General features: G+C 64.6%; 18 protein-coding genes. All 18 read left to right on the forward strand.

What is annotated here, in order from left to right:
• The first annotated feature begins 37 nt into the window (after positions 1-37).
• The 18 genes from GPA27_RS06235 (at position 38) to GPA27_RS06320 (ending at position 18364) form a co-directional block, all read left to right on the forward strand.
• Positions 38-1654 (forward strand): ABC transporter substrate-binding protein, encoded by a 1617-nt coding sequence (locus tag GPA27_RS06235; RefSeq protein ID WP_169138627.1) that lies wholly within the window; start codon positions 38-40, stop codon positions 1652-1654.
• A 67-nt stretch (positions 1655-1721) separates the two neighbouring features.
• On the forward strand, positions 1722-2675 hold the full coding sequence (locus GPA27_RS06240) for an ABC transporter permease (RefSeq protein WP_169138629.1): 954 nt from the start codon (positions 1722-1724) through the stop codon (positions 2673-2675).
• Positions 2672-3595: an ABC transporter permease gene (locus tag GPA27_RS06245; RefSeq protein WP_169138631.1), complete on the forward strand. Its 924-nt coding sequence runs from the start codon at positions 2672-2674 to the stop codon at positions 3593-3595. Before GPA27_RS06240 ends, GPA27_RS06245 begins: the two co-directional genes overlap by 4 nt.
• 2 nt (positions 3596-3597) lie before the next feature.
• Positions 3598-5445 carry an ABC transporter ATP-binding protein gene (locus GPA27_RS06250; protein WP_169138633.1) on the forward strand — a complete coding sequence of 616 codons (1848 nt, stop codon included), beginning with the start codon at positions 3598-3600 and terminating at the stop codon, positions 5443-5445.
• The gene (locus tag GPA27_RS06255) at positions 5442-5750 is read left to right on the forward strand and encodes a (2Fe-2S)-binding protein (protein WP_169138635.1); all 309 of its coding nucleotides are present in this window, start codon (positions 5442-5444) and stop codon (positions 5748-5750) included. Before GPA27_RS06250 ends, GPA27_RS06255 begins: the two co-directional genes overlap by 4 nt.
• On the forward strand, positions 5732-7108 hold the full coding sequence (locus GPA27_RS06260; protein WP_169138637.1) for an FAD/NAD(P)-dependent oxidoreductase: 1377 nt from the start codon (positions 5732-5734) through the stop codon (positions 7106-7108). The genes GPA27_RS06255 and GPA27_RS06260 overlap by 19 nt, the downstream gene beginning before the upstream one ends.
• Positions 7105-8250, forward strand: a complete 1146-nt coding sequence (locus tag GPA27_RS06265) for an NAD(P)/FAD-dependent oxidoreductase (protein WP_169138639.1) — start codon at positions 7105-7107, stop codon at positions 8248-8250. Before GPA27_RS06260 ends, GPA27_RS06265 begins: the two co-directional genes overlap by 4 nt.
• A 36-nt stretch (positions 8251-8286) precedes the next feature.
• Complete coding sequence (locus GPA27_RS06270) at positions 8287-9042, forward strand: cupin domain-containing protein (protein WP_169138641.1); 756 nt, start codon at positions 8287-8289, stop codon at positions 9040-9042.
• 13 nt (positions 9043-9055) lie between these two features.
• A complete protein-coding gene (gene otnK, locus GPA27_RS06275) occupies positions 9056-10330 on the forward strand; it encodes a 3-oxo-tetronate kinase (protein ID WP_169138643.1) in 1275 nt (424 codons plus the stop codon).
• Positions 10327-10989 (forward strand): 3-oxo-tetronate 4-phosphate decarboxylase, encoded by a 663-nt coding sequence (gene otnC / locus GPA27_RS06280; RefSeq protein ID WP_169138645.1) that lies wholly within the window; start codon positions 10327-10329, stop codon positions 10987-10989. Before otnK ends, otnC begins: the two co-directional genes overlap by 4 nt.
• Positions 10990-11112: 123 nt before the next feature.
• The gene (locus GPA27_RS06285; RefSeq protein WP_169138647.1) at positions 11113-11769 is read left to right on the forward strand and encodes an aspartate/glutamate racemase family protein; all 657 of its coding nucleotides are present in this window, start codon (positions 11113-11115) and stop codon (positions 11767-11769) included.
• A 38-nt stretch (positions 11770-11807) separates the two neighbouring features.
• On the forward strand, positions 11808-12797 hold the full coding sequence (locus tag GPA27_RS06290) for an ornithine cyclodeaminase family protein (protein WP_169138649.1): 990 nt from the start codon (positions 11808-11810) through the stop codon (positions 12795-12797).
• A gap of 33 nt (positions 12798-12830) precedes the next feature.
• Positions 12831-13802 (forward strand): threonine/serine dehydratase family protein, encoded by a 972-nt coding sequence (locus GPA27_RS06295; RefSeq protein WP_169138651.1) that lies wholly within the window; start codon positions 12831-12833, stop codon positions 13800-13802.
• 29 nt (positions 13803-13831) lie between these two features.
• Positions 13832-14266, forward strand: coding sequence for a helix-turn-helix domain-containing protein (locus tag GPA27_RS06300; protein ID WP_169138653.1), 435 nt, complete (start codon positions 13832-13834; stop codon positions 14264-14266).
• 424 nt (positions 14267-14690) lie between these two features.
• Positions 14691-15395 carry a haloacid dehalogenase type II gene (locus GPA27_RS06305; RefSeq protein WP_169138655.1) on the forward strand — a complete coding sequence of 235 codons (705 nt, stop codon included), beginning with the start codon at positions 14691-14693 and terminating at the stop codon, positions 15393-15395.
• Complete coding sequence (locus GPA27_RS06310; protein ID WP_211164858.1) at positions 15392-16459, forward strand: phosphotransferase; 1068 nt, start codon at positions 15392-15394, stop codon at positions 16457-16459. Before GPA27_RS06305 ends, GPA27_RS06310 begins: the two co-directional genes overlap by 4 nt.
• Before the next feature lie 17 nt (positions 16460-16476).
• The gene (locus tag GPA27_RS06315; protein ID WP_169138657.1) at positions 16477-17829 is read left to right on the forward strand and encodes an aspartate aminotransferase family protein; all 1353 of its coding nucleotides are present in this window, start codon (positions 16477-16479) and stop codon (positions 17827-17829) included.
• 31 nt (positions 17830-17860) lie between these two features.
• Positions 17861-18364 carry an Lrp/AsnC family transcriptional regulator gene (locus GPA27_RS06320; protein ID WP_169138659.1) on the forward strand — a complete coding sequence of 168 codons (504 nt, stop codon included), beginning with the start codon at positions 17861-17863 and terminating at the stop codon, positions 18362-18364.
• Positions 18365-18481 lie beyond the last annotated feature (117 nt).

Raw genomic sequence — 18481 nt, forward strand, 5'->3', positions numbered from 1 at the left:
CGCGAGACAGGGATGTACCTCGGAGGAGAGATAAGTCATGAAAGACAAAAACGAAAAGTTCGGCGCGCATCAGGATCTGGTGGAGCGCGTCAGCGAAGACCTGGGCCGCGGCGTGTCGCGCCGCGACGTGCTGCGCGCGCTGATGGCAAGCGGCATCCTCGCCACAACGGCGGGCGGCCTGCTGACGCACACGGGTGCCGCCTTTGCCCAGACGCCGAAGAAGGGCGGCAAGATCCGCGTCGCCGTCGGCGCCGGTTCCACCGCGGACACGCTCGATCCGGCCAAGGGCGGCAACATCGCCGACAGCGTGCGCCACTACATGTTCTACAGCCGCCTGACCACCATCGACACCGAGCTTACGCCCCAGATGGCGCTTGCCGAATCGATGAACACCAAGGACGGGGCGCTGTGGACCGTCAAGTTGCGCAAGGATGTCCGCTTCCATGACGGCAAGCCGCTGACCTCGGCCGACGTGGTGTATTCCCTGCTGCGCCACAAGAATCCCGCCACCGGTTCCAAAGCCAGGGCGGTGGCCGAAGAGTTCGAGGAAATCAAGGTGACCGGCCCGCTCGAACTGCAGATCAAGCTGAATTCACCGAACGTCGACCTGCCGGCACTGCTGGGCACCGCCCATTTCTCGATCATCAAGGACGGCACCACCGACTTCACCACAGCGATCGGCACCGGTCCGTACAAATGCAAGGAATTCAAGCCGGGCGTGCGCTCGATCAGCGTGCGCAATGACGACTACTGGAAGCCGGGGAAGCCCTATCTTGACGAGATCGAGTACTTCTCGATTCCTGACGAGGCGGCACGCGTGAACGCGCTGCTGTCGGGCGACGTGCATCTGATCAATGCCATCAACCCGCGCTCGGCGCCGACCGTATCGGCTGCTCCCGGCTACACGCTGTTCGAATCGAAGACCGGCCATTACACCGACATCATCATGCGCGACAATCTCGGGCCGGTGAAGAACCCCGACTTCGTGCTGGCGATGAAATACATGCTGGACCGCGAACAGATGCTCAAGGTGGCCATGCGCGGGTTCGGCATCATCGGCAACGACCAGCCGGTTCAGCCCTCGAACCGTTTTTACTTTTCCGGCCTGCCGCAACGCACGTTCGACCTGGACAAGGCCAAGTTCCACCTGCAGAAAGCCGGCATGGCCGGGCAGACCCTGCCGATGGTGGCATCGACGGCAGCCAACGGTTCGGTCGACATGGCGCAGATCCTGCAGCTGTCGGCGCAGAAGGCCGGCCTGAACCTGGACATCAAGCGCATGCCGGCGGACGGCTACTGGTCGAACCACTGGGCAAAGCATCCGATGTCCTTCGGCAACATCAGCCCGCGTCCGACCGTCGACCTGATGTTCACGCTGTTCTACAAGTCCAATTCGCCGCAGAACGTGTCGGGCTGGAAGAACGAGCAGTTCGACCAGTTGCTGGACGCGGCGCGCGGTGAAACCAATGACGCCAAGCGCAAGCAGATGTATGCCGACATGCAGGTGATCGTGCATGAGCAGTGCGGCGTCGGGATTCCGATGTTCATCAACTCGATCGACGGTTTCACGAACAAGCTCAAGGGTTATGGCAGTCATCCCCTGGCCGGACTCATGGGCTTTGATTTCGCCGAGCACGTCTGGCTCGACGCGTGACGGGCAGATGGCCGGTGCGCGTGTTCGGTACTGCCGCACCGGTCGCTCGACTGATGGATGACCAATCATGAATGGAACCATTGCAAGACTCGTGCTGAAACGGCTCGGCGTCGGCGTGCTGACCCTGCTGATCGTGTCGCTCGTGATTTTCACGATCACCGCGCTCTTGCCGGGCGACGCCGCCCAGGCCCTCCTGGGCCAGGAGGCTACCCCGGAGACCGTGGCGGCACTGCGCGCCACGTTCGGGCTCGACCAGCCGGCCCACCTGCGCTACCTCCAATGGCTGGGGGGGCTGGTCACCGGCGATCCTGGCAACTCGCTGGTGAACGGCTTGCCGGTCGCGGACCTCATCGGCAGCCGCCTGCCCAACACCCTCAAGCTCGCGGCGATTGCCGCCCTGGCCGCAGTACCTCTGGCGCTGACCATCGGCATCGTGTCGGCGATGTTCCGCGGCTCGCTTTTCGATCGCCTCATGAACATGGCTGCGGTCTCCGCCGTTTCGGTACCGGAGTTCCTGATCGCCACGCTCGCGGTGCTGCTCTTCGCGGTTCATCTGCAATGGCTGCCGGCGCTGTCGCACGTCTCCGAGATCAACTCCTTCGGCGACATGCTGCGCGCCTACGCGATGCCGGTCCTGACCTTGTGCTGCGGGCTGGTGGCGCAAATGGCGCGCATGACCCGGGCGGCGGTGATCGACCAGTTGAGCGCGCCCTACGTGGAGATGGCGATGCTCAAGGGCGCGCGGCCGGTCCGCGTGGTGCTCACCCACGCGCTGCCGAACGCGGTCGGGCCGATCGCCAACGCGGTTGCCCTGAGCCTGTCCTACCTGCTCGGCGGGGTGATCATCGTCGAATCGATCTTCCACTATCCCGGCATCGCAACCCTGATGCTCGACGCCGTCTCCGGCCGCGACATTCCCCTGGTGCAGGCCTGCGCGATGCTGTTCTGTGTGGGTTACATGGTGCTGGTCCTCGTGGCCGACGTCAGTGCAATCGTTTCGAATCCGAGGCTGCGCAAATGAATCCTTCCATGACTCCCGCGGCGCCCGAGGGCGGCCGCCCCATTGCGCCTTCGATCAAGGCGCAGTCGGCAAAGCGACGAAGCCGGCGCGGCACGATGTCCGTCACCGGGCTGATCGGCCTCTTCATCGTGGGCTTCTGGCTGGTGATGGCGGTGGCGGGCCCCTCGGTGGCCCCCCACCCGGGGAACGATCTGATCAGCGACGAGTCCTTCGGCGCCTTGAGCGGTGCGTACCCCTTGGGAACCGACTACCTCGGGCGCGACATGCTGAGCCGGGTGCTGCACGGGGCTCCCTACACCATCGGCGTGGCGCTGGCCGGCACCGTGTGCGCCTGCCTGTTGGGCACCATCCTGGGCCTCACCGGAGCTGCGGCCGGCACCGGCGGCAAGGCGGGACGCTGGGTCGACGAGGTGTTGAGCCGCACCATGGACGCGCTGATCGCGATCCCGAACAAGATGTTCGCCTTGATCATGGTCGCCTCCTTCGGGTCCTCGGTGCCGCTGCTGATCCTCACCGCCGCGCTGGCCTACACGCCGGGCTCCTACCGGATCGTGCGCGCCCTGGCTGTCAATGTGATGACCCTGGACTTCATCCTGGCGGCGCGCGCACGCGGCGAAGGCACGGCCTACATCATCTTCATCGAGGTCCTGCCCAACATGTTCCGTCCGGTGCTCACCGACTTTGGCATGCGCTTCGTGTACGTGGTGCTGCTGCTCGCCGCGATGAGCTTCCTCGGGCTGGGCGTGCAGCCGCCGGACGCGGACTGGGGCTCGCTCGTGCGCGAGAACATCCTGGGCCTGGGCGAAGGCGCCCCCGCAGTGCTGGCCCCCGCGGTCGCGATCGCGACCCTCACCATCGGCGTGACCCTGCTCATCGACAGCCTCGGCGGGCGCGGCAAGCGCGAGAAGGACGGTGTCTGACCATGAATGAGATCGTGAAAGTCAGCGGCCTGCAGGTCGCCGCCCGCAACCCCCAGGGTGAAGACGTAGCCATCGTGCACGGCGCGGATTTCGCGCTGGAGAAGGGCGAGGTGCTCGCGCTCATCGGCGAGTCCGGCTCGGGCAAGACCACCATCGCCCTGTCGCTGCTGGGCTACGCCCGCAAGGGCTGCCGGATCGTGGGCGGATCGGTGCGCATCGGCGACGTTGACGTACTCAAGCTCGACCAGGACGGGCTGGCCCGACTGCGCGGCCGTACCGTCTCCTACATTGCCCAGAGCGCGGCGGCAGCGTTCAACCCGTCCAAGACCATCATGGACCAGGTGATCGAGAGCGCGCTCATCCACAAGACGATGCCGCGCCGCCAGGCCGAGGCCAAGGCCGTGCAGCTCTTCCGCGAGCTGGCTCTGCCCGATCCGGAAGGCATCGGCTCGCGCTATCCGCACCAGGTCTCCGGCGGTCAGCTGCAGCGCCTGATGGCGGCGATGGCGCTCATCACCGATCCGGCTCTGGTCGTCCTCGACGAGCCCACCACTGCGCTCGACGTCACCACCCAGATCGAGGTGCTTCGCGCCTTCAAGAAAGTGGTGCGCGAGCGCGGCACCACGGCGGTCTACGTGTCCCACGACCTGGCGGTGGTCGCGCAGATGGCCGACCGCATCGTCGTGCTGCAAAACGGCCAGATCCAGGAAAACGGCCGCACCGAGCAGATCCTCTCCGCCCCGGCTCACCCCTACACCCGCAGCCTGCTGGCCGCGATGGACCCTGCCTCCCGGGCCGCCGCGACCGGGAGCTCGCGGCAAGACCGGCACGACATCATCCTCGACGTGCGCGATCTCGAGGTGCGCTTCGGCAACGGAAAGGCCGGGGGCGGAAAGGTGGTCCTGCAGGACATCAACCTCCAGATCCGGCGTGGGGCGACCGTGGGCGTGATCGGTGAGTCCGGCTCCGGGAAAACCACTCTGGCGCGCGCCATCGCGGGCCTGGTCGCGCCGTCCGCAGGGCACGTCCTGCTCGACGGCAAGGCGCTCGCGCCCACGCTGGAAGGGCGCACGCGCGACCAGTTCCGCCGCGTCCAGTACGTGTTCCAGAACGCGGACACCGCGCTCAATCCGCAGCACTCGATCGAAGCCATCCTGTCGCGTCCGCTCAAGTTCTATCACGGCATGACGCGCGAGCAGCGGCGAAAGCGCGTGGCCGAACTTCTCGACCTGGTGCGCCTGCCCCAAAGCGTGGCGCAGCGCCGTCCGGGCGAGCTTTCCGGCGGGCAGAAGCAGCGCATCAATCTCGCCCGCGCGCTCGCCGCCGAGCCCGACTTGATCCTGTGCGACGAAGTGACGTCGGCGCTGGATACCGTGGTCGGCGCGGCGATCCTCGAACTGATGGCGGAGCTGCGCCGCGAGCTCAACGTGTCTTACATGTTCATCAGCCATGACCTCGGCACGGTGCGCTCCATCTGCGACGAGATCGTGGTGCTGTACGCGGGCCGCAAGGTCGAGGTGCGTCAGCGCGAGGCGCGGCAGGAGCCGCCGTTCCACCCCTACTCCCACCTGCTGGACACCTCCATTCCGATGCTGCGCCGCGGCTGGCTGGAGGAGGTGACCGGACGCACGGCGGCGACGCTGCCGGCCCTTGCCGCTGGCCTCTCGCCGCAGACGGGCCTGTGCCCGTTCATCGACCGCTGCTCCCTGCGGGTGAACGGGCTGTGCAACACCACCCCCCCACCGCTGCGACAGCTCGCCGGCGGCGGCAGCATCCTCTGCCACCGCTCCGAGGAGGAGCTCGTCCGCGCCCAGGGGGCACTCAAACTCGTTACAGGAGAAGCAGCATGACGGGACGATTCGTGAGACTCGCCGAAACCAGCCGTGCGCTTGTGCGCTTCGAACTAGACGGCAAGCCCGTCGAAGCCCTCGCGGGCGACACGCTGCTCGTCGCCATTCTGAGCAACGGCACGAGCGTGCGCAGCTGCGAGTTCGGCGGGGGCAGGCGCGCGGGCTTCTGCCTGATGGGGGCATGCCAGGACTGCTGGGTGTGGACCGCGGCCGGCGACCGGCTGCGTTCGTGCACCACGATGGTCGAGGAAGGCATGCGGATCCTAACCAGCCAACCGGAGGCATCATGGGTCAATGTCGCGTGATCATCGTCGGCGCCGGACCGGCCGGCGTGCGCTGCGCCGAGGTGCTGGTCGCGGCGGGGATCAGGCCGATCCTGGTGGACGAAGGCCGCCGCGACGGCGGCCAGATCTACCGGCGCCAGCCGGAAGGCTTCAACCGCTCCTACCCCACACTGTACGGGACGGAAGCCGAGCGCGCGCGCTCGCTGCACCAGACCTTCGAGTCGCTGCGCGGGTCGATCGACTACCGGCCCGAGACGCTCGCCTGGAACATCTTCGACCGGCAGTTGTACACGGTCTCTGCGAGGGTGTCGAAGGCGCTGCCCTTCGACGCGCTGGTGGTGTGCTCGGGCGCGACCGACCGTCTCATGCCCGTGAAGGGCTGGCATCGCGCGGGCACCTACAGCCTGGGCGCGGCGCAGATCGCGCTGAAGTCCCAGGCCTGCGCCATCGGGCGCCGGGTGGTGTTCGCCGGCACGGGCCCCCTGCTCTACCTGGTGGCGGCCCAGTACGTGAAGGCGGGCGCGCACGTGGAAGCGATACTGGATACCTCGAGCCTGTGGAAGCGCGTGCGCGCCCTGCCCAAGCTCGCGGCCCGCCCGCGGGTGCTGGTGAACGGGCTCTCGCTGATGCGCACCCTGCGCGGCGCTGGCGTGCGGATCGTGACCGGCATCGAGCCGGTGGAAATCCACGGCTCGCCCGAAGATGGCGTATCGGGGATCACCTATCGCGGCCGGGACGGTTCGACACACCAGCTGGCGTGCGACGCGGTCGCGCTGGGCTACCACGTGCGGCCCGAGACGCAACTCGCCGACCTCGCACGTTGCGAGTTCCGCTTCGATGCCGAGACGCGCCAGTGGCTGCCCGCCGTCGACCAGGACGGCAGGAGCACCGTGCCCGGCGTGTATCTCGCCGGAGACGGCGCCCGCGTGCTCGGCGCCGACGGCGCGGAGATCGCCGGAAAGCTCGCCGCCTGGGCGCTGCTGCAGGATCTGGGCCGACCGGTGCCCGAGGCCGAGCGCGACGCCCTGCGCCGCGAACGCGGAGTGATGGACCGCTTCCGCCAGGGCCTGGTCGAAGCCTTCCCCTGGCCTGCCGAGCAGGCCGCACGCCTGCCCGACGAGGCAATCGTGTGCCGCTGCGAGGCGATTACGGCCGGCGAGCTGCGCCGGGTGGTGAACCAGATGGGCGCCTGCGAGGCCAACCGGGCCAAGGCCTTCAGCCGCGTCGGCATGGGACGTTGCCAGGGACGGTATTGCGGGCATGCGGGGGCGGAAGTCATTGCGCATGCCGCCGGCGTGCCGGTGGAACAGGTGGGGCGTCTGCGCGGCCAGGCGCCGGTGAAACCGCTCTCCATAGCGGTGCGGGAGGAAGTGGAATGAACGCGCGGAAAGCAGATGTCATCATCGTCGGCGGCGGCATCATGGGGGCCGCCACGGCTTTCTTCCTGCGCAAGCGCGGCATGTCGGTCATCCTGCTCGAGCGGGGATTGATCGGCCAGCAGGCCAGCGGCGTCAACTTCGGCAATGTGCGCCGGATGGGCCGCCCGATCGAGCAACTGCCGCTGGCAAACCGCTCGCGCGAGACCTGGCTGAAGTTCAAGGAATTGTTCGGTGACGATGTCGAACTCTTGCTGAACGGCCATCTTCGCGTCGGCTTCACGCCGGCGCACGAAGAACGGATGGCAAAGTATGCGCAGGATGCGAAGGACTTCGGCCTGGACATGCAAATGATGGGTGCGAAAGCGCTGCGCGAACGCTTTCCATATCTGGGGCCGGAAATTACTGCGGGTTGCTATGCCCCCCACGACGGTCACGCGAATCCCCGTCTCGCGGCACCTATTATCGGCCGTGCAGCGGTGCGCGAAGGCGCGCAGGTGTTCGAAAACACCGAGATCGTGAGTGTCGAGAAGGATGGCGAGGACTTCCGCATGACCGCCGCCGATGACCGGACCTTCCGTGCGCCCGTGGCGCTCATCACCGCCGGCGCCTGGGGCGACCGCATCAGCGCCAAATTCGGCGAACCGGTGCCGATGATCGCCAAAGGGCCGCAGATGTGCGTCACCGAACCTGTGCCTTACGCCATCGGGCCGACCATTGGTGCGATCGCGGACGTGTTCGAACAAGTCGTCTTCTTCCGCCAGGTTGCGCGCGGCAACATCGTCATCGGCGGCGGCGGTCACGAACCGGTGGACCTGGAGAACCGGCGCGCCTACGTGAACCCGCACAGAACGCTGTACAAACTGAAGAATGCGCCGCGCGTGGTGCCGGCGTTCAATCACCTGAACATCATTCGCGTCTGGAGCGGGATCGAGGGTTACATGGAAGACAGCAGCCCGGCCATGGGGCCGAGCGCGCGCGTGCCCGGCCTGTATTACGCGTTCGGCTTCTCCGGCGAAGGCTTCCAGTTGGGACCGGGCGTGGGCGACGTGATGGCGGAACTGATCCACACCGGCGCCACGACCACCCCGATCGAGCAGTACCACATTGGCCGCTTTGCCAAGCAGGCGATGCAGGCGGCGTAGCGTTCATTCATATCCCCATCGAATCGAGAACAAACCATGTCGAATTTGCAGCAAGCAGCGGCCGTGCTGGCCAACCCGCCATCCTTCGTCGATCTGCGCCAATTTGCGCGAGACAAGAGCCTCGGCATCGTCGTGACAACTTCGGCCGGAGAGGACCGCTTCCTTTCCAGCCGCCGCATCCTGGACTGGGCACCGGGACCGGTGACGGCGGGCGTCATTACCCTCGAAGCCGGCAGCGGCTCCGTGCAGTCCCTGCCGGCGGATGAATTCATCATCGTCAACGAAGGCAGCCTAACCCTGACGCAGCAGGGCTCCACCCTGACGCTGGGGCCGAACCAGAGCGCGGTGCTCAAGCACGGCGCCGCATTCACCTGGTCCGCACAAGGCCCGGTGTCGCTGATCTTCACCCGTTACAACAGGAGCCAAGCGGGCGACGGTGCCATCGTGCCGATCCAGGAAAACCCGGAGATGGGACCGTCGGCGGGCGGGCCGCTGGCCGAACTGCTGCTCACGCCGGCGCCGGTTTGCCGCAATTACACCGACTACCGCTCGGCCGACGGCGAATTCACCTGCGGTACCTGGGACTCGACGCCCTATACCCGCCGCGCGATGTTCTTCCGCCACATGGAACTGATGCACCTGCTGGAAGGGAGCGTGACCTTCGTCGATGAAGCGGGTCGCAGCGGCACGTTCTCGAAGGGCGACATCTTCCTCATCGAGCAGGGGGCCTCTTGCAGCTGGGAGAGCCGCAAGCAAGTGGCGAAGGTGTACGTGATCTACCGCCCGGCGTAAGAAGGCGAAGGCCATGACAGCACTGCTGGGTTGTATTGCGGACGATTTCACCGGCGGCACCGACCTCGCCGGCATGCTGGTGAAGGCCGGCATGCGCACCGTGCAATTGATTGGCGTGCCGACCGAGCCGCTGCCCGATGATGTCGACGCGGTGGTGATCGCGTTGAAATCGCGTACCAATCCGGTCGGGGAAGCGGTGGCGGAGTCGCTTTCCGCGTTGCGGTGGTTGCGGGAGGCGGGCTGCCGGCAGTTCTATTTCAAGTATTGCTCGACCTTCGACTCGACGTCGCGCGGCAACATCGGCCCTGTCGCCGAAGCCTTGATGCAGGCGCTGGACACCGATTTCACCATCGCCTGTCCGGCCTTGCCCGGCAATGGACGCACCCTCTACAAGGGCAATCTTTTCGTCGGCGATGTGCCGCTCTCCGAGTCCGGGATGCGCAACCATCCGCTGACGCCGATGACCGATGCGAACCTGGTACGCGTGCTGCAGCAGCAGGCGCAGCGCAAGGTCGGCCTCGTCGATTACGCGACGGTCAGCAGGGGCGATGCGGCGATCCGCGAACGCTTCACCGCGCTGCGCCAGCAGGGCCACGGTTTTGCCATCGTCGATGCGCTGTTCAATGCGGACCTCGACGTGATCGGTGCGGCCTGTGCCGATATGCCGCTGGTTACCGGCGGCTCCGGCATCGCGCTCGGCCTGCCGCAAAACTTCCGGCGCCGCGGCCTGCTGGCGTCGAATGCCATGGCAGAGGCACTACCGAAGACCGCCGGCCTGCGCGCGGTGATTTCAGGCAGCTGTTCCATGGCCACGCAAAGGCAAGTGGAAGTGGCGCGCGCGTCCTTTCCCTCCTTCAACGTCGATCCAATACGGCTGGCGCGCGGCGAGGATGTGGTTTCGGCTGCGCTCGACTGGGCAGGTGGTCACATCGCGCAGCAACCGGTCTTGATCTATGCCACGGCAACGCCCGAGGCAGTCAGGCGGGTGCAGGCCGAACTCGGCGTCGAGCAAGCCGGCAATCTCGTGGAGAATGCGCTGGCATCGATTGCGCGCGGCCTGATACCGGCTGGCGTGGGCCAGATGATCGTGGCCGGCGGCGAGACTTCAGGGGCGGTCGTCAAAGCGCTCGGCGTGAAGGGATTGCGCATCGGACCCGAAATCGATCCTGGCGTGCCGTGGACCCGCACCCTGCACGACGACGGCACGCAGCCGCTGGCGCTCGCGCTCAAGTCCGGCAATTTCGGCAGCGAGGATTTCTTCCTCAAGGCCTGGGACAAGCTGCGATGAGCACGATGATTTCCACCGGCCGTGACGAAGCCGCAATGCGCGAAGAGATCGTCGGATTCGGCCGCTCGCTGTTCGACCGCGGCTTGACCGCCGGCAGCAGCGGCAACATCAGCGTGCGGCTGGACGACGGCTGGTTGCTGACGCCGACCAATGCCTGCCTCGGCCGCCTCGATCCGGCACGGCTGGCCAAGCTCGACTGGAACGGCCGCCACGTCAGCGGAGATGCGCCTTCCAAAGAAGCCTTCCTGCATCGCGCGATGTACGAGGAGCGTGCGGGCGCGGGCGCCATCGTGCACCTGCATTCTACGCATTCCGCCGCCGTCTCCTGCATGTGCGGCCTAAACCCCGACGACTGCATTCCGCCCTTGACGGCTTACTTCGTGATGAAAGTCGGCCGCCTGCCGCTGGTTCCCTATCACCGCCCCGGCGACCCCGCGCTCGGCGATGCCATCCGCGGCCTTGCGCGCAAGCATTGCACCGTGCTGCTTGCCAACCACGGGCCGGTTGTTTCCGGCGCTTCGCTCGAAGCCGCCGTCTACGCAACGGAGGAATTGGAAGAGACGGCCAAGCTGTTCCTGCTGCTGCGCAATACACCGACCAGCCCATTGAACACGGAGCAGGTCGAAGAACTCAAGGCGGTCTTTGAGCTCGACATCTAGGAAACACCATGCCGGAGTTCGCCGCCAACCTCTGGATGATGTCAGCAGGTGCCTATGTCTGACTTGACGCCTGACGGCGGATGGCCGGCTCTGCGCTCAATCCAGTTTGCAGGAGAATTTTGAATGACCAAGCGCATCGCCTTTGTCCATACCGTCGGTTTCCTGGTCGAGGATTTCCGGGCGCGCATGCGCGCCGATGTTCCCGCCGCCGACTGCTTCCATATCCTCAACGAAAGCCTGTTGCAAGATCTGTTGCGCGGAGCGCCGCAGCCGCTGGTTTACCGGCGCGTGGTCGATCAAATCGTGCTGGCGGCGCAAGCGCAGCCCGACCTGATCGTCGTCACCTGTTCATCGACGTCTCCGGCCGTCGATATCGCGCGGCGCATCGTGCAGCAGCCGATCCTGAAGATCGACGACCCGATGGCGTCGAAAGCGGCGCGCAGCGGTCCGCGCATTGGTCTGCTGTGCACGGCAACCAGCACGGTGGAACCGAGCAGCGCACTACTGCACGCGCATGCCGCAGAGCAAGGGCGCGAAATCACGATCAAGACGGTGTTGCGCCCCGAGGCCTACCAGGCGCTGATCGCAGGCGATCGTGCGCGGCATGACGCAATTCTTTATGAAGCGGCCGCCGAGCTTTCCAGCGAGGTGGATGTGCTGGTGCTTGCTCAGGCATCGCTGGCGCATTTGCGCGACACGCTCGCCGCGGAACTGAAATGCCCGGTATTGGCAAGCCCGCCATTGCTGATGCGGGAAATCGCCAGACTCAGCGCCGAATGAACCGACAGCGGTTATTGCCAATTACACAGGTGACAGAGATGAAAACCCTGCTGCTCAAGAAAGAGGAAGTCAGCCGATTGATATCCATGAAGGACGTCATCGGCGCGGTCGAAGAAGCCTACAAGGCCTTCAGCGGTGGCCAGGTGGATCAGCCCCCGTATATCGGGATTCATCTCCCTTCCGGGGGCGAAATCGACTTCAAGCTCGGATACTACAAGCGCAATGAAGTGATCTCCATGAAGGCGTCTTCCGGAGGCTTCCCCGACAACCCGACGGTCTACGGCGTGCCCAGCGGCATGGGGACCATTCTGCTGTTCGATGCCAGGACCTGCGCATTGATCTGCGTAATGGACGGAAGCCTGCTCACCGGCCTCCGGACCGGGGCATGCGCCGCCGTTTCGGTAAAGGCGCTGGCGCGCAAGAATTCCAGGAAGATCACGTCGATCGGCACCGGGAATCAAGCCAGGATGCAGATCCGGGCAATTACGGAGGTCATGAAGATCGAGAAGATCCATGCCTGGGACCACACCCAGGAGTCGCTTTCCAAATACAAAGCGGACATCGAAAGCGAATTCGGCATTCCCGTGATCATTGCAGGCTCCGCGAAGGAAGCCGTCCAGCAGGCCGACATCCTGATTACCACGACCCGCGGAAAAGGCTCGCTGGTGGAAGCGGACTGGGTAAAGCCCGGCACGCACATCGTTGCGATCGGCACGGATATGAAAGGCAAGCAGGAATTCGATCCCGAGATCTTCAGGAACGCCAAGATCGTGAATGACTCGATCGAGCAGTGCACCGATAAAGGCGAAACCTGGCATCCGTTAAATCGAGGAATCATTGCCAAGGAAGATATCCACGGAGAAATCGGCGAGATCCTGCTGGGCAGAAAACCCGGAAGAGAAAATGATGAAGAGATCACGATCTTCGACTCGACCGGAATGGCCATACAGGACAACACCACCTCGTACAAGATCTATCAGAACGCAATAGAAGGCAACGTTGGAACCTTCTTTGAATTCATTGCGTAATTTCGATCGAAGCCCTCCCCGGAAATAGCCACGATGCGCAACTACCCGACCATTCAGGACATTCGCGAAGCCCAGGAACGGCTGAGGCCCCACATCAAGCACACGCCGCTATTGCGCGGAGAAAAGATGGAGAAGGCCCTCGGCTGCCAGGTATGGCTCAAGCCCGAAACCCTGCAGATCACGGGCGCCTTCAAGATCCGTGGCGCACTGAACAAGACCCTTTCGCTTCCAAGGGAAGAGATCGCCAACGGCATCATTGCCACGTCCTCGGGCAATCATGCCCAGGGGCTCGCTTACACCGCCAGGATGCTCGGCGTAAAGGCGATATTGGTGCTTCCGATCACCACGCCGAAGATCAAGATCGCCAATACCGAAGCCCTCGGGGCGGAAGTCATCCTTTTCGATGGCGATAACGCTGCCAGATGGAAAAGGGTGTATGAAATTGCCGAAGAAATGAATTACACCGCGGTTCACGCTTTCGAGGACCCTCTGGTGATGGCGGGTCAGGGAACGATCGGCCTGGAGATTTTGGAAGATCTGGAAGACGTGGACACGGTGATCGTTCCCATGGGCGGCGGCGGCCTTATTTCAGGCATCGCGACCGCCATCAAGGAAACGAAACCTTCGGTGCGTGTAATTGGCGCTGAGCCGGCATTGACGCCGAAGTACTTCCACAGCCGGAAGAACGGGGAACGTACCTCGCTTCCCTTGAAGAACACCATTGCGGATGGCTTGAGACTCAGCGTTCCGGGTCGGAACCCGTATCCCATTATCGAAAAGTACGTCGATGAGATCGTTCTCGTCGAGGACGAGGACATCATCGCGGGAATGCGCATGCTGGCCAAGGATGCGAAATTGATCGCCGAGCCCGCCGCCTCGATCGGTATTGGCGCCTTGCTGGCCGGCGCCCTGAAGGTCAGACCGGACGAAAAAGTCTGCGCGGTATTGAGCGGCGGAAACTGGGACCTGAGCGACCTGGCCGAGATCTACAAGGCTTGTGAGTAAGGCGCAACGCCGCGTATGAGGAGGCCGTCATGGATACCCAACCGATCGCCCATGGCATTTCCCAGCGGTACCCGCCTCGCGGCCGGCCACCGCTGGGCGACGAACGCGCGGCGGCCGGCGCCGTTGCGCGGGCCAAGCAGTTCATCGAGGACAACTTCCGCGAGCCGATCAGCCTCGACCGGCTCGCCGCCCTCGTCGGCCTCACCCGCTTCAGCCTGGCCAAGCACTTCCGCCAACGGGTCGGCGTCTCGCCCTACCGCTACGTTTGCGAAGTGCGGGTGCGCCATGCGCAACGGATGATGGCCCAAGGCTGCCGCCCGACCGATGTGGCGAGCGAGGTCGGCTTTTTCGATCAGAGCCACCTCGCCCGGCACTTCAAGCGCACCTGCGGCATGACGCCCAGCGAGTACATCTCGCGCCACCTGCGCACCCGACCCCAGTTCAGCCGCGACCCAATGGACTGAAGGACGTCTCCAGGGAGAAAACGGCTCCCTTTTTCCTTGGGGCGGCCCCCTTCGACCCCCCAAGGATTTTTTACACCTGGAGGCCGCCATTCCCTGTGGGACGGCAGCCTCCTTTTTTTCTTTGCGCCCCTGCTCGGCGAGCTGGTGCTGGAAGAAGGCCTGCTCACGGGCGCCGAGCTCGCCCCCGAGAACATGACGCGCCCGCGGCGCATCCGGCCAAGGGAAATGCCCGTGGCCTGAGGGCTCGAAGCCGGCGGGAGCTCGCAGCCGCGTCCACCTGCCGGCACGCCGCAGAAAATCTCCCCCATGCTCCAAATCGAAAAGGAAACTGCTCGATCCTCCAGGCAATAAAGCATCTCCGCAGGGCTGATCTCCATAGACTTGAATGCGTCAACCCGCCGTCAACCTGCAGGAGATCAAGCAAATGCCATTCAAACCGAAATTCATCAGTTTCGATTGCTACGGAACGCTCATCAACTTCGAAATGGGCCCGACCGCAAAGAAGCTCTTCGAAGATCGTGTTCCGGCCGATCGGATGCCGGCCTTTCTGGACAGTTTTCGCTTCTATCGCCTCGATGAAGTATTGGGCGAGTGGAAGCCGTTCTTCGACGTCGTGGAGAACTCCATCCAACGGGCGTGCAAGGCCCACGGCGTCGATTATCGTCCGTCCGATGCGATCGCGTTGTACGACGCCGTCCCGACCTGGCAGCCCCATCCCAACGTCGTCGAGACGCTGGAGGCCATCGCTCCCCATGTCCCGCTGGTGATCCTTTCGAACTCGATGGTCGATCTGATCCCGGCCAGCGTCGCCCACCTCCAGGCGCCCTTCCACGCGGTGTACACCGCCGAGGAAGCACGCGCGTACAAGCCGCGCGCCGAGATGTTCGAATACATGTTCGATCAGCTCGGCTGCGGACCGGACCAGATGATGCACGTCTCGTCGAGCTTCCGTTACGACCTCATGACGGCACACGACCTGGGATTCATGGCCAATGCGTTCATCGATCGCGCTCACGAGCCCGCGTGCGAAGGCTACGGCGTCAACCGGTTGACCGATGTTCGGCAACTCCCCGGCCTGCTCGGGCTCGAATATCCGCCCCGGACCGCCACGACGAAACGAGTCGCATGATGGCCGACGATCGTCCGATTGCGGCAGCGGCGTTGAGCACGGCGGCCCCCAGCCTCGCCCCCGACGAGGTGGGGGCATTGGTCCGCCGCCTCTACGGCGTCCGTGGCAGCGTCAAATCACTGGCGGGCGAGCGCGACCAGAATTGCTGCATCGAGACGACGGACGGCCGCCGCTACGTGTTCAAGATCAGCAACCCCTCCGAGTCGATTTCGGTGGTCGACTTCCAGATTGGAGCGCTCGAGCACATCGCGCGGGTATCGCCCGACCTGCCGGTGCCACGCGTCGTGCGGACACTTGGTGGTCGGACGCGCGATACGGTGGCATTGCCCGGCGGGGTTCAGACCACGGGGCGGATGCTGACCTATCTCGAGGGCATCCAGATCCGGGAGACTCCGCGGACCGCCGGACAGCGCCGGGCGATGGGGGCATTTCTGGCCAGATTGAACCTCGCGCTACGCGATTTCTCCCATCCTGCGGCGACGCACGACCTGCTCTGGAATGTCTCCGCAGCGCACCGGCTTACCGCAAAGTTCGATGCGATCGACGTCGCTCAGCGTCGCACGCTTGTCGAGTCGTTCATGAAGCGCTTCACCGACCATGTCCTGCCGCGTCTGGCTTCGGTGAGGGCGCAGGTCATCCACAACGACTACCACCTCTACAACGTACTGGTCGCGCCCGACGATCATGAACGCATAACGGGGGTCATCGACTTCGGCGACATGCTGCATGCGCCGCTGGTCGGCGAGGTCGGTACCGCGGCGGCCTTTCACATGACGGGCTGCGCCGACCCGTTCGAGGGGCCCGCGCAGTTCGTGGGGGCCTATCACGGGATTCTGCCGCTTCTCGACGTGGAGCAGGAAATCGTCGCCGATCTCATGGCCACGCGCCACCTCATCACCGCACTGATTTCGGAATGGCGCGCCAAGCGCTACCCCGAGAACCGCGCCTACATCATGCGCCACAACCCCGCAGCCTGGGAGGCGCTGTCCCAGCTCGCCGATCTTTCCCGCAACGAGATGCGCGACCGGCTGCTGGCTGAAGTACGCGAAGTGCAAAACGGATAAGGAAAAAGGAAAAGACTATGAACAGCACAACCGACCTCAACATGGTCAACGCCTACATCCCCGGGCGCGTCGACGTGGGTCCCGTCACCGCGGCGATGATCCAGCGGCGCGACGCCCTGCTCGGCCCGGCCTACCGGCTGATGTACGAGCATCCGCTGCACATCGTGCGCGGCGAAGGCGTGTGGCTGATCGATCCGGAAGGCCGCCGTTACCTCGACATCTACAACAACGTCGCCTCCCTCGGGCATTGCCACCCGGCGGTGACCGAGGCGATCTGCAAGCAGGTGAAGATTCTCGCGACCAACACCCGCTATCTGCACGACACGATCCTCGAACTGGCCGAACGTCTGCTCGCGACCGTGCCCGAGACCGAACTCGCTCATCTCATGTTGACCTGCACGGGCAGCGAGGCGAACGACCTCGCCTATCGCATCGCCCAGGTCCGCACCGGCGGCACGGGCGTGATCGTGACCGAAACGGCCTATCACGGCTTCACCGACGCCGTGTCGAAATTCTCGCCATCACTCGGTGTGACGGTCGATCTCGGCGCGCACGTTCGCCTGGTCCCGGCACCGCGCCTCTATCATGCCGAGGGTGCCGACCTCTCCGAACGCTTCACGCACGATGTCGAGGCCGCGATCGCCGATCTGCGGCGTCACGGCATTAAGCCGGCGGCACTGATCGTAGATTCCCTGTTCACCAGCGACGGCATTCTCCCCGAGCCCGCGGGCTTCCTGAAGGGCGCGGTGGACGCGATCAAACGGGCCGGCGGCCTGTTCATCGCCGATGAGGTCCAGCCCGGCTTCGGCCGTACGGGCGAGCGCATGTGGGGTTTCCAGCGTCACGGCGTCATCCCCGACATCGTCACCCTGGGCAAACCGATGGGCAATGGGCAACCGATCGCGGGACTGCTGGCCACCGCCAACGCGCTGGCGGAATTCGGCAAGAACTCGCGGTACTTCAACACCTTCGCTGGCAATACCGTGTCGTGCGCGGCGGCGCTGGCAGTGCTCGATACGATCGAAAAGGAAGGCCTGGTGCAACATGCGGCCCGGGTCGGGAAGATCCTGCGCGAGGGCATCGCCGAACTTGCCGACCGGCACGAGGCCATTGGCGACGTGCGCGGTGTGGGCATGTTCGTCGGCGTGGAACTTGTCTCGGACCGCGCATCGCGAGCCCCCGACCGCGAGCTCACCACCCGGGTGGTCAATCGCATGCGCGACAAGGGCGTCTTGCTCAGCGCCTGCGCGATGGGGCACAACGTGCTCAAGATTCGACCGCCTCTGGTGCTGTCGGCCGAACAGGCCGGCATGGTGATCGAGGTGCTCGACGAAGCGCTCACCGCGGCGCAATCGGCAAACCCGAGGTAAGCGCGACCGCCACTGCTGCTAGTATCGATTCATGCGATCTCCGGCATCCCTCGACCAGTTCGACATCAAGATTCTCGTGCATCTTCAGCGCGAGGGACGCTGTACGAATGTCGAACTGGCCTCGGCCGTCGGCCTCAGTGAGAGCCCATGCCTCGCGCGTACGAAACGGCTCCAGGAAATCGGCGTTATCCGGGGCTACGGCGCGCATGTCGCGCTGGAGACGCTGGGCAGCTACGTCATCGTGTTTTCCGAGGTGACTCTCGGCAGCCATCACGTGCCGGACTTCCGTAAGTTCGAAGCCGGGGCCGGCAAGTACCCCGAGATCGTCGAATGCTACAACGTCAGTGGCGGTTACGATTACCTTCTGAAAATCGTGGCGCCTGGTGTTGCCTATTTTCAGGCGCTCATGGAGCGGCTGTTGGAAGACGATATCGGGATTGTGAAGTTTTCCAGCCGGATCGTCTTGCGCCAGCCGCTCGAGCGACACGAATATCCGCTGAACATTCTCATAACCGGAGAGCCGAGCTGGGAGTGATGAGGTGACGCATTGCGGCCTGATGGCCTGTGCGTTCAATTCGGATTTCTGCCTCGACGCCCGACATGATGCTGCACGCGGACCGGCATCGGGCAATTCGACGATGAATGGAAATGC

Source organism: Aromatoleum toluolicum, assembly GCF_012911005.2.
Lineage (GTDB): Bacteria > Pseudomonadota > Gammaproteobacteria > Burkholderiales > Rhodocyclaceae > Aromatoleum > Aromatoleum toluolicum.

Excerpts from the sequence above, each read along its gene's own strand:
- GPA27_RS06245 (WP_169138631.1), top strand. The coding sequence starts at position 2,672 with ATGAATCCTTCCATGACTCCCGCGGCGCCCGAGGGCGGCCGCCCCATT.
- GPA27_RS06235 (WP_169138627.1), top strand. The coding sequence starts at position 38 with ATGAAAGACAAAAACGAAAAGTTCGGCGCGCATCAGGATCTGGTGGAG.
- GPA27_RS06240 (WP_169138629.1), top strand. The coding sequence starts at position 1,722 with ATGAATGGAACCATTGCAAGACTCGTGCTGAAACGGCTCGGCGTCGGC.
- GPA27_RS06255 (WP_169138635.1), top strand. The coding sequence starts at position 5,442 with ATGACGGGACGATTCGTGAGACTCGCCGAAACCAGCCGTGCGCTTGTG.
- GPA27_RS06305 (WP_169138655.1), top strand. The coding sequence starts at position 14,691 with ATGCCATTCAAACCGAAATTCATCAGTTTCGATTGCTACGGAACGCTC.
- otnC (WP_169138645.1), top strand. The coding sequence starts at position 10,327 with ATGAGCACGATGATTTCCACCGGCCGTGACGAAGCCGCAATGCGCGAA.
- GPA27_RS06315 (WP_169138657.1), top strand. The coding sequence starts at position 16,477 with ATGAACAGCACAACCGACCTCAACATGGTCAACGCCTACATCCCCGGG.
- GPA27_RS06265 (WP_169138639.1), top strand. The coding sequence starts at position 7,105 with ATGAACGCGCGGAAAGCAGATGTCATCATCGTCGGCGGCGGCATCATG.
- GPA27_RS06310 (WP_211164858.1), top strand. The coding sequence starts at position 15,392 with ATGATGGCCGACGATCGTCCGATTGCGGCAGCGGCGTTGAGCACGGCG.
- GPA27_RS06285 (WP_169138647.1), top strand. The coding sequence starts at position 11,113 with ATGACCAAGCGCATCGCCTTTGTCCATACCGTCGGTTTCCTGGTCGAG.
- GPA27_RS06270 (WP_169138641.1), top strand. The coding sequence starts at position 8,287 with ATGTCGAATTTGCAGCAAGCAGCGGCCGTGCTGGCCAACCCGCCATCC.
- GPA27_RS06295 (WP_169138651.1), top strand. The coding sequence starts at position 12,831 with ATGCGCAACTACCCGACCATTCAGGACATTCGCGAAGCCCAGGAACGG.
- GPA27_RS06260 (WP_169138637.1), top strand. The coding sequence starts at position 5,732 with ATGGGTCAATGTCGCGTGATCATCGTCGGCGCCGGACCGGCCGGCGTG.
- GPA27_RS06320 (WP_169138659.1), top strand. The coding sequence starts at position 17,861 with ATGCGATCTCCGGCATCCCTCGACCAGTTCGACATCAAGATTCTCGTG.
- otnK (WP_169138643.1), top strand. The coding sequence starts at position 9,056 with ATGACAGCACTGCTGGGTTGTATTGCGGACGATTTCACCGGCGGCACC.
- GPA27_RS06250 (WP_169138633.1), top strand. The coding sequence starts at position 3,598 with ATGAATGAGATCGTGAAAGTCAGCGGCCTGCAGGTCGCCGCCCGCAAC.
- GPA27_RS06290 (WP_169138649.1), top strand. The coding sequence starts at position 11,808 with ATGAAAACCCTGCTGCTCAAGAAAGAGGAAGTCAGCCGATTGATATCC.
- GPA27_RS06300 (WP_169138653.1), top strand. The coding sequence starts at position 13,832 with ATGGATACCCAACCGATCGCCCATGGCATTTCCCAGCGGTACCCGCCT.